This is a genomic window from Streptomyces sp. NPDC094034, from assembly GCF_040303865.1.
Classification (GTDB): Bacteria; Actinomycetota; Actinomycetes; order Streptomycetales; family Streptomycetaceae; genus Streptomyces.
In genome coordinates this window covers 22,471-32,792 of sequence record NZ_JBEOUD010000067.1, presented here as the reverse complement: position 1 = coordinate 32,792, position 10,322 = coordinate 22,471, and the positions used below count along the sequence as shown (strand labels likewise).

8 protein-coding genes and 1 pseudogene are annotated in these 10,322 nt (G+C 70.1%); 4 read left to right on the top strand and 5 right to left on the bottom strand.

The window, feature by feature from the left end:
• Positions 1 to 172: 172 nt before the first annotated feature.
• Entirely contained in the window at positions 173 to 556 is a 384-nt protein-coding gene (locus tag ABTZ59_RS34755) for a hypothetical protein (protein WP_351424112.1), read from the bottom strand.
• 86 nt (positions 557 to 642) lie between these two features.
• A complete protein-coding gene (locus tag ABTZ59_RS34750) occupies positions 643 to 4,020 on the bottom strand; it encodes an ALF repeat-containing protein (RefSeq protein ID WP_351424109.1) in 3,378 nt (1,125 codons plus the stop codon).
• A 536-nt stretch (positions 4,021 to 4,556) separates the two neighbouring features.
• On the opposite strand from ABTZ59_RS34750, the gene ABTZ59_RS34745 reads away from it, so the two are divergent.
• The 4 genes from ABTZ59_RS34745 to ABTZ59_RS34730 all read left to right on the top strand — a co-directional run bounded on the left by ABTZ59_RS34745 (position 4,557) and on the right by ABTZ59_RS34730 (position 8,983).
• Complete coding sequence (locus ABTZ59_RS34745; RefSeq protein ID WP_351424106.1) at positions 4,557 to 5,114, top strand: hypothetical protein; 558 nt, start codon at positions 4,557 to 4,559, stop codon at positions 5,112 to 5,114.
• 34 nt (positions 5,115 to 5,148) lie between these two features.
• Positions 5,149 to 7,353, top strand: coding sequence for a trypsin-like serine protease (locus ABTZ59_RS34740; protein WP_351424103.1), 2,205 nt, complete (start codon positions 5,149 to 5,151; stop codon positions 7,351 to 7,353).
• 154 nt (positions 7,354 to 7,507) lie between these two features.
• Positions 7,508 to 7,690 (top strand): hypothetical protein, encoded by a 183-nt coding sequence (locus ABTZ59_RS34735; protein WP_351424101.1) that lies wholly within the window; start codon positions 7,508 to 7,510, stop codon positions 7,688 to 7,690.
• 51 nt (positions 7,691 to 7,741) lie between these two features.
• On the top strand, positions 7,742 to 8,983 hold the full coding sequence (locus ABTZ59_RS34730; RefSeq protein ID WP_351424098.1) for a trypsin-like serine protease: 1,242 nt from the start codon (positions 7,742 to 7,744) through the stop codon (positions 8,981 to 8,983).
• 431 nt (positions 8,984 to 9,414) lie between these two features.
• On the opposite strand, the gene ABTZ59_RS34725 is transcribed toward ABTZ59_RS34730, so the two are convergent.
• The 3 genes and pseudogenes from ABTZ59_RS34725 to ABTZ59_RS34715 all read right to left on the bottom strand — a co-directional run bounded on the left by ABTZ59_RS34725 (position 9,415) and on the right by ABTZ59_RS34715 (position 10,320).
• Positions 9,415 to 9,585, bottom strand: a complete 171-nt coding sequence (locus ABTZ59_RS34725) for a hypothetical protein (protein ID WP_351424118.1) — start codon at positions 9,583 to 9,585, stop codon at positions 9,415 to 9,417.
• Positions 9,586 to 9,609: 24 nt separating this feature from the next.
• Positions 9,610 to 9,699 (bottom strand): annotated as a pseudogene (locus ABTZ59_RS34720) (6-phosphogluconate dehydrogenase); the annotation flags it as partial.
• A gap of 33 nt (positions 9,700 to 9,732) precedes the next feature.
• Positions 9,733 to 10,320, bottom strand: a complete 588-nt coding sequence (locus ABTZ59_RS34715; RefSeq protein ID WP_351424095.1) for an antibiotic biosynthesis monooxygenase — start codon at positions 10,318 to 10,320, stop codon at positions 9,733 to 9,735.
• Positions 10,321 to 10,322 lie beyond the last annotated feature (2 nt).

Below are 10,322 nucleotides of genomic sequence, written 5' to 3'. Positions count from 1 at the left end.
CCATGTACTGGACGTACTTGGGCGACTCCGACAACGCGGCGAGGTGCGGTGCCAGGCGTCGCGGGCCCGCGAAGATCGACCGGACAGGACCTAGGTATTTCCGGGAACTGACCGCTGTTCCGTGAGATCGAGAGCCCGGAGCAGCCGTCCTCGCCCGCGGCCCGAACGGGATTCAACGGGTCAGCGCGAAGCCGGCGAGCAAGACGGCGACCACGCAGACGGCGAGGAAGACCTGGTGCCGGCGCGGGACCTTGATGTTGTCCGTGGCCTCACCTCTGCGCCAGCGCTCAAGCACCTCTGCGAACAGCTTCCGCTGGGGGAGCAGGCCAACTGTCAGGCCGATGTGGGCGCACGAGTACATGACGAGCGCCCCGGTCAGGTCAATGCCCTTCAACCGGCAGACGACGACCAGGACCCCACCGCAGACGACCATGATCACCGGATAGGCGATACGGAACTTCCGGAGCGGAATCCAGCTGCCCAAGAGGTAGCTGGACAGGGCAGTGGACGCCGCGGCCAGCAGCCACAGCCATCCGATCGGGAGGGAAGTGAGCATGGGGCCCTTCTGCGCCAGAGCGGGGGACCGGCGTCATGTGCCGGCCCCCCCACTGGCCGGATCAACGGTCGGCGGTCATTGGGTGATCATCCGAACAGAGAAGTCAGCGTACCGGTGATGGGCGAGATGATGTCGCTGCCGAGCTGCGTGGCCCGCCTGGCGATGGGCGACACCACGCCGTCCAGTGTGGCCCCGATCCACTTGGACTGGCCGAACGTGAGCAGCCCCAGGCTGGTTCCGACGAGGGAGCCCGCGAACTCGGCGCTGCCGAAGCCGTGCTCAATGCCCGTGAACAGCGTGCTGAGCGCGGCTGAACCCACGGAGACCCAGCCGAGGATCCCCGCCGCGCCGGCGACGAACGGTGCGAGCGGGCCGGTCCACGGGGCGGCGAAGGCAAGTCCCGCGGCGAGGAATCCGGAGCCGATGCTGATCCAGTTGAACGCGTCGGCGTAGAACTGGGCGTCGTTCCACCACTCGTCCTTGTCGCCGCCGCTGCCACCCGAGTTGGTCTTGTCGTGTGTCGGGCTGTCGGCCGGGTTCCTCCCCTCCTCCTTTGCCCGCCGCGCCGCCTCGGCGGCCTGGCGTGCGGCCTCCGCCGCCTCCGCCTTGCGCTTCTCCGAGACGATACGGCGGGCGTCGGTGGCCGCCGCCGCGGCCGTCTTCGCGTCCTGGCCCGCGGCGATCGCGGACTGGCGCGCGCTGTTCGCCGAGGCCTGGGCGCTGTAGGAGGAGCGCAGGGCGCTGCGGGCCGAGTCGATGGCCCGGTTCGCCGAGTAGTTGGCCGCACGACTCGCCTTGCGGGCCGTATCCGCCGCGGACTTCGCCCGGTTCGCTGATGCCTGGGCTGACTGGGCGGACTTGTCCGCGTCGTCGGCGTTCTGCCTGGCCTGTGCGGCGTACGTGTCGGCCTGCCTCGCCGAGGCGAGCGCCTTGTCCGCCCATTCTTTGGCCTGGTCCGCCGCGTTGCGCGCCTCCGCGGCCGCCTTCGACGCGAGTTGCGCGTTCTCCTGCGCCTTGTAGGCGATCTTCGCGGCCGCGGCGATCGCACCACGGATCGCGGCGATGTGTGAGGCCGAGTCGTGGTCGAGCTGAGCCGCCTTGTACTGCACGAGGTTGATGAAGTTCCGGCGCATCCACGTCGGGCCCTCCAAGGCGACTTCCGCGTACGCCTTGGTGTAGATCCCCACGGAGTTGAGCAGCGCGGCGGTGGCGACCCCGTCGTCGTCCCGTACCGCCTCGGGGTAGGTGCGGTCGAAGAAGTCCCGCAGCGCCTGCGGGGTGTTCGCGTCGAGCGCGGTGTTGGCGGCGGCCGTGACGGCCGAGCCTGGACTGGTGGAGAGGATGCTGGCGATGCTGACGCTGTTGTCCTCGGCCACGGCCTCGATCAGCCCGTCGGTCAGGAAGGCCTTGACGGCGCCGGCGGTCTCGCTTGTCAGCGCCGCGTGGACGGCGTTTCCGACGTTGGCGGACGCCACCTCCGCGATGTGAAGGGCCGTCTCCCGGTCGTCCTGGTCCTCGGCGAGGGCCCGGTCGGTGTCGATCCAGGCGTGGACGTCCGCATCCGCGCCGGCCAGTGCGAACTGGGCGGCCTCCCGCGCCCAGGAGCCCTTCGAGGCCGCCATGCCCAGGCCCGCTTTGCGGCCCAGTGTGGCGGCCAGCGCGAGATCACCGTCCGCCAGCGCCTTCTCGGCGCTTGCGATCTGGTCCTTGAGGGCTTGCGCGGTCTGCTGCTCCTGCGTGCGCAGGTTCGCCAGTGCGGCCCGCTCCTCGTCTTCCATCTGGGCGAGCAGCCTGGCTTCCGCCAAGCCGTCCTGCTTGTCCTCTTCCAGGCGCGCCGACTCCGCGTCGCGGGCCGCCTGTTCCACTGCCCTGGCATCCTCGACGGCCTTGGTGGCGGTGTTGGCGGCCTTGATCGCCTCGGCCGCATGGGCGGTGGACTTGTTGGCATAGTCGATGGCCTGGCCCGCGTACTTGACCGCTTCCTCGGCCGCGTCGGCTGCCTTGTCGGCGTGCGCCGCCGCGGAGTTGGCGGCATCGCGGGCGGTGCGCGCGGCGGACGCGGCCTGGTTGGCGAGGGCTTGTGCGGTGGAGGCGGCGTTGGTGGCGCGGTTCGCGGCGCTGTTCGCGATCGCGGCCTGGCGCTTGGCCTCCGCGGCCTCGGACTGGGCGACGCCCGCCGCGGTAGCCGCCTGCGCCGAGGCGTTGGCGGCGGCGGCCGCGTTGCGGGCGGCGGACGCGGCGGCGGAACCGGCACCGGCCGCCTGTGAGGCCGCGGTGGCCGCGTAGTCGGCAGCCTTGGCCGCCGTACGGGCACGCGCGGCGCCGTTGCGCGCCGCGACGGCGGCGTTCTTCGCCGCGTTGGCCTTGGACGCGTCCTTGGAGGCGGCGATCGCCGCGTTGTAAGCGTGAGACGCGGCGTTGCCCGCGGTGGCGGCGGCTTGCGAGGCGGCGGTGGCGGCGAACGAGGCGCGGCGCGAGGCCGCGACCGCGGACTGGGAGGCGCTGATGGCGTTGCGGGCAGCCTTCGCGGCCCCTTGGGCGGCGCTCGCGGCCTTGCGGGCCGCCGCACCGGACTTCGCCACGTCGTTCTTGGCCGCCTCGGCCTCGGCCGCGGCCTTCTCGGCCGCCTCCTTCGCCTTCTCCGCAGCGGTTTTGGCCCGCTCGGAGGCCTCGACGGCGAGGTCGGTCTCTGCCTGTGCGCGCTTGCCCTCGTGCTCCACGACGGCGACCAGTTCCTCGATCGTCGCGGCTTCTTGGTCGCGGGCGCGTGCGATGTGCTGCCCGGTGTTGAGGAACCACTCCACCTCTTGACGACCGCCGCTGAGCGCGCGGTCCGCGTACTTCCGCACCTCCGGGCCGGTGGACATCAGCATGGTGGCGGTCTCCACCCGCTGGTCCTCCTCGCGGGCGGCGAACCGGCCCTCGGACAGGAAGGCCGCGAGGGCCTGTTCGGTGCTGGCGTCCAGGGCCGCGGACGCCTCACGCTTGACCCCCTTGCCGCCGGTGGCCGAGACCGTGGACGTGGCCACCTGCAGGTCTTCCAGCAGGGCGGGTCTGAAGCCGCCGTTGAGGAAGGCGGCCACCGTGCTGTCCCCGCCGTCCAGGGCCGCGGACGCCTCACGCCGCAGTCCCACACCGGATCTGGCGAGATAGGTGGCGACCGCGACGCGATTGTCCTCCGCCGTCACCGTCGGGAGCGTCGTGGTGAGGAACGTCTGGATGTCCGTGTCCGTGCCGTACAGCGCGTACTCCGCGGCGGCCTTGGTCGCCTTGCCGCCCGTCAGCCACGCCTTGACGACCTTGGCCCGGTCGGTATCCGGCAGCTCGAACGGTTTCGGCGGTTCATCCGCCGCCGCTGTCGTGGCGCGGGCCAGAGGGGCCAGAGCCATGGGCGTGGCGGCGGCGGCTGTGACGGCGGCGAGGGTGCCGAGCAGGCGTCGCCGGCTCCAGAACACTGTCTCCATAGGAAGTCTTCCTCCAGGTAAGTGACGTGTGGCATTCGACGGATATCAGTCGTGACCCGACCGCCTAGCCATTCATATTTCTTGGGGACCGTCAATTGTCGCTGGACAAAGGAAGGTTAAACGGACACCCGGAGCCCTCTTTTTGGTCGCCTGCCGAGGAAACGCGCACCTTTCCCTCGAATCCCTCCCGGAGCGCCATGTGAACCGTTCAGCGAATCAACACACGTTCTCCATATGTGACAACACAACCTTCCGGAAGGGTGACGGGAGTCACAATCTGCGGACAACGTGCGTCCGGTTTCGGGTAGTTGAGCCTGTGGACAGGTCATCGAGTGAACGGATTGCATGGAGAAGTGGGCGGCTCGCGTAAAGGTGCGCAAAAGCCGCCTCTCCTTTGCGCGTCATGGCGAAAGGGAGACCCTCGTCGCGGTTTCGTCGCTGTGAGTCTCCTCTGGCCTGACGCGTCATCGGAGCGCCGTCCCCACTTTTATGGGGTGTTCCGCCCGGGGGACGGAACCGACGACTATTGGAGCGCGATGAAGGCTCGTACCGAATTCTCGGAATTCACGGTCAACAAGCAGAAGAAGAGATTCCTCGTGCGCACCCTCGCCGTCGCGACGGCGGCCGGCGCCCTGGCGTGGGCGGCCCTGTCGGGTGCGCTCACCGGCGTCGCTCCCTCCCAGACCGACGCCACATCGACGGTCGCCGACGGCGCGCCCGGCTACGCGGTCGAGGACTTCAATTACCCCAACGCGGACAAGATCCTTGCCGAGCAGAACATCGTGCTCAAGCGCGGTGACGGGCACATCACTCTGGTGGACTGCGCCAGCGGCACGGGCTTCATCGAGGTCCTGGGACGGCGGCACGCCAGCAAGGTGTGCTTCAAGGTCGTGGGCAACTCCGGCTGGCTGACCCTGGAGATCCCTGCGGTCTACTCCATGAGGGGCAACGACTACACCACCCAGGTCGACATGACCGTGGGTGCCGAGGAGAGGTCCTTCGACCTGGAGAAGAACACCTGGACCGCGGTCGGTGAGAGCGACGACGAACAGAGCCGTCAGCACATGCTCGTGGAAATCCGCTCCGCCAAGTAGCCGTCAGACAGCAGGAACAGAGGACACGACCTTCATGCACTCCACCAGACGCCCTCGCCTCGCCGCGCTTGGCGCGGCCTTGGCGGCCGGGGCGCTCGCGGTGTCCGCGACGCCCTCCGGCGCCGTGACGGGACCCGCCTCCCCGTCCGGCGACACCACACACGCTTACGCCGCCCAGTTGATCGTCGGCGACCACGACCGAGGCTGTTCCGGCGTCCTGGTCGACGCCGAATGGCTACTCACCGCGGCCGGCTGCTTCGCCGCCGACCCGGCCACCAGCCTCGCGGTACCCGCGGGCAAGCCGCAACTGAAGACCATCGCGACCATCGGCCGCTCCGACCTGACGAGCACCTCCGCGGGGGCGGTGCGCGAGGTCGTCGAGCTCCAGCCCCGCACCGACCGCGACGTGGTCCTGGCCCGGCTGAGCCGCCCGGTCACCAACGTCACCCCCATCACCCTGGCCACCGCCGCGCCCACCGCGGGCGAGGAACTGAGGTTCGCCGGGTATGGCCGCAGCGCGACCGAGTGGGCGCCGCTGAACCTGCACACCGGCGCGTTCTCGGTGGACGCCGCCGATGCCACCACCGCCACGGTCACCGGCAAGGACGGCGTGGCCGCGTGCATGGGCGACAGCGGCGGCCCGATGGTCCGCGTCTCGGGCGGCACGCACCAGCTGGCCGCCCTCAGCAGCCAGTCGTACCAGGGCGGTTGCTACGGCGTCGACGAGGCCGTGACCAGTACCGGCGGCATCGCCGCCCGCGTCGACGACCTGGGTGCCTGGGTGGCTTCCAAGACCGGTGCGACCCGTATCACCGACTTCAACTGCGACGCCGCCGAGGACATCGCGGTCGGCGACCCCAAGGCGTCCGTGAACGGCCTGTCGGAAGCCGGCCTGCTCAAGGTCGTTTACGGCGCGGGCAAGGGCAGCGAGACGCTCCACCAGGACCTGTCCTACGTGCCCGGCGAATCCGAGGCGGGCGACGAGTTCGGCGGCGAGTTGGCCGTGGTCGACTACGACGAGGACGGCTGCACCGACTTGGTGGTGGGCATCCCCCTGGAGGACGTCGAGACGACGGCGGACGCCGGCTGGGTGACCGTCCTCTACGGCTCCCCGGCCGGACTGGGCAAGGGCAAGGCCGCGCTCAACCTCCAGCAGGGCACCGGCACGGGCGCGCTCAAGGAGCGGGCGTCCGAGGCGGGCGACCGGATGGGCGCCGCGCTGGCCGCCGGCCGGACCGCCGCCGGTGAGCCGTATATCCTGATCGGGGCGCCCGGCAAGAACCTGAAGGGTTACCACGACGCGGGCCTGGCCTACTACCTGCGCGGTTCCACCAGCGTCTCGTTCCACCAGGACTCCCCGGGCATCGTGGGCGTCATCAACGAAGGCGACGAGTTCGGCGCCTCCGTCGCGGGCTCCCCGAACCACATCGCGGTCGGCTCCCCGGGCGAGACGGTCGGCACCAGCGCCGACGCAGGCATGGTGGCGATCCTCAAGCACGAGGTGAACGCGGACGGCGTCCCCGCCCCGGTGGCGAGCGTCAACCAGGACTCGACCGGCATCAGCGACGCGAGCGAGGGCGGCGACCGGTTCGCCTCGTCGCTCTCGATGGTCGCGCACCGTCCCTCCGGCGCCGCCGCCGCGACCGACTCGGTCCTCGCCATCGGCACGCCCGGTGAGACGCTGTGGGTCGGCACCAACTCCTTCCCGCAGGCGGGGCAGGTGACGACCGTCCGGGTGACCGCGGCCGGCGCGGTCAGTGAACTGGCCACCATCCATCAGGGAACCGAGGGTGTGAACGGTGCCTCCGCGTCCGGTGACGGATTCGGCACGCAGGTGGTCGCCGTCAACACCGCGCCGAAAGCGGTCGGCACCGCCTCGACCATGCTGCTGGCCGTCGGCGTACCCAAAAAGGACATCGGCACGGCAACCGACGCGGGCTTCGTGCAGACCTTCTCACTTCTGGGAGCCCCGGGCGACTCCGACCACTGGATCGAGGCGGGTAACGACCGCGGTGTGCCGGGCACTCCGGGCGCTTCACAGCTCATGGGCAACTACCTGAACGGAACCGGGACACACCTGTGGATCGGTATGCCGCACGGTCCCGCCGACCGGGGCGCCGTCCACGGCATTCCATGGTCGAACGCCATGGGCGGCACGGGCGGGACGGTCATCACCCACCAGCCCGGCCTGAACGGCCTGCCGCTGACAGGCAAGGCCTTCGGCATGGCGATCCGCTGATCCACACGACGTGGGTGCCCCGGAGCGGACCTTCCCTCCGGGGCCACCCCCGCACCTTCGGGACCCCCGCTACCGCCGTCATTCCACGACGTGGAAGCGCCGGATCCGAAGAGCGTTACCGCGGGCACCGGGGATGAGCCGAGAAGAAGACCTCATGCGACACATCAGACTCCTGCGCACGGTCGCGCCTGACGTCCCACTGCCGCCCGCCGCCGTGACCGGCCCCACAGACAACATCTACGCCCGCACCACCCAGCTCATCATCGGCGACAACGACCGCAGGCGCTCCGGCGTCCTCAACCCGACGGTTCACGTGGAGTCGCGCGTCACCGGCTGACCCGCACACCGCCCTCAGCCCGCCACGTTCCGAACAGCAAAGGGGTTTCCCGTGCCCAGACCGAACCGCTCCACCCTGGCCGCCATTGCCGCCGCCATGCTCGCCCTCCCGCTGGCCGTCTCCGCTCCGGCCAATGCCGTCTCGGGCGCGCCGGCCGCAGACGGTGCCTATGCCTTCACCGCCAAGCTGGACATCGGCGACTCCCACCGCGCCTGCTCCGGCGTACTCGTCGAGTCCCGCTGGGTACTCACCGCCGCCAGCTGCTTCGCCGCGGACCCGAACGTCAGCCTCGACATCCCGGCCGGGCCGCCTGCGCTGGCCACCAAGGCCACCATCGGCCGCACCGATCTCACCGGCACCGCCGGCGCGGTCCGCGACATCGTCGAGCTCGTCCCGCACCCCGACCGCGATCTGGTACTCGCCCGGCTCTCCGCCTCGGTCGGCATCACCCCCGTCGGCCTGGCAGCCACCCCGGCCGCCGCCGGCGAGCAGCTCAAACTGGCCGGATACGGCCGCACCGCCGACTCCTGGGTGCCCGACAAGCTGCACACCGGCACATTCACCGTGAACACCGTCAACGCCGGCCAGCTCGCCATCACCGGCAACGACGGCGCCGCCGTGTGCCAGGGTGACACCGGCGGCCCCGCGCTGCGCGACACCGCAAACGGCGTCGAGCTGATCGCCCTCAGCAGCCGCTCCTGGCAAGCCGGCTGCCTCGGCACCGACGAGTCGGTCACCGACACCGGCGCCATCAGTACGCGGCTGGACGATGTCACCGACTGGATCGGCACCCACGTCGCCCGCTGGACCCTCCAGGCTCACGTCAACGGCAACTACGTCACCCCCGAGATCAATGAGACAGGCAACCAGCAGGGCAAGCTCCGCGCCCGGGCCACCACCCCGTACGGCTGGGAGCAGTACACCCTGCACACTCGCGACGGCGGCCAGACGGTCTCGCTGCGCGCCGAAGCGAACAACCTGTGGGTGACCACCGAGAACTCCATGACCGGCGACTACGAGGGCATGCTCCGCGCCCGCGGTACAGCCACTCCCGCCGGCTGGGAGCAGTACACCCTCGTACCGCAGGGCGGCCAGAACTACGCCCTGAAGGCCAAGGTCAACGGCAAGTTCGTCGCCGTGGAGCACAACTACACCGGCTCCGACGCCGACCTGCTGCGCGCCCGCTCCGCCACTGTGACCGGAGGCTGGGAGCGCTTCACCTTCCAGCACGCCGACAACTTCACCGTCACCGGCAAGGCACCCGCGGCCCCTACTCCCCGGCCGCTGGACTGACCGCAGGACACCGGGTGCCGGGCCACACCACGCGGCCCGGCACCCGGCTGCCACACCACCAGGCTCCCGTGCGCCGCGAATCCCGCGCGCCGGACCCGTGCAGGCGGGATCGCCCGCCTCGGGCATCCCGCAACGCGGCACCGAGAACAGGCCGTCCGGCCGTCACGACGGCTGCCGCGTACGGCCTTGCCGTCGACGGCCAGTCCCACCAGCGCGGGCGCCTCGTCCTCAACCGGGTTACGGGAGTACCGGGCGAGCCAGGCGCCCACGGCCGCATCGAAGGCGTCGCCGTCGATGCGGGTCAGCAGGCGTCTACCTGCTGACCCGCCCACGGCCGGCCCGGTCGCGACGCGGTGAAGCCGCGGTCAGCCGAATCCACTGCCACGGATGACGCCTTCCGGCCGAGCCCGGCCATCAGCCGCTCGATCCGGTCAACTCGGCGAGGTCAATGTCTGTGCAAGAGCGGTGGGCAGCCGACTGATGGTCCGGGCAGCCAGCGCCAGGGCGCGCATCAGCATGCCACGGTATTGACCAGTGGCGTATTCGCCTTTTTCTGTGTTGCGACTCAGTGGGAGCAGGCGTCGTGACAGCGTCTGATTCATATTTCTTTCATATTCCTGGGCGGGTTGCGGGGAATCGTCCTGTCGGGACCCGAATTGGGAGATGGCGGGGAGGGGGTGGGCGTCAGCGATGGCGGCCTCGACAGTCCAGCGGCCCCACTGGGGCCCCGCCGGTCCCAAGGCGCCTCATCACGTCGGTCCCTCACCCGCGGTCGAGGTGGAGGCATAGAGCCAACGGCGAAGGACGACGGTCACGGTCGGCATCATCAGATACGTCATCAACGTACTGAACAGCAGCGCGAGGATCAGTACCCGCGCCAGTAGTGGCAAAGCACTGAGCGCCGGACCCAGAAGGCCATTGCCGATCAGGGAGATCGGCAGTATGGCTGCGAAGGCAGCGAGTGCCATCTTCCACCTGGGCGGTGCCACGGTGGTTGTGTCGTGCGGTTCGGTGAACCAGGTCTCCATTCCGGAGAGTTCGCGACGGGCTACTTCGGTCTGATGGTGGCCGTCGCAGTCGTCGAACAGTGCTGCCCGCTCAGGTGACGTCGTCCAGCCCTGTGCGGACTGGTGATCGCGGAACCGATGGATCAGGACCCACGGCCCGGCGGTCGTGGGAGGTCGGAACAAACCATCCCCCAGGTGGCCGGGGAAAGTGGAGGCAGCGTTGGTCACCCGCCCGAACCACTCCCGGAAATCCTGCTCGTAGCCGGGCTCCACGGTGCGCGCGGTGAGTAGCGTGACGTCGGTCGGGCCGTTGTCGTCCGGCTCGGTCATCG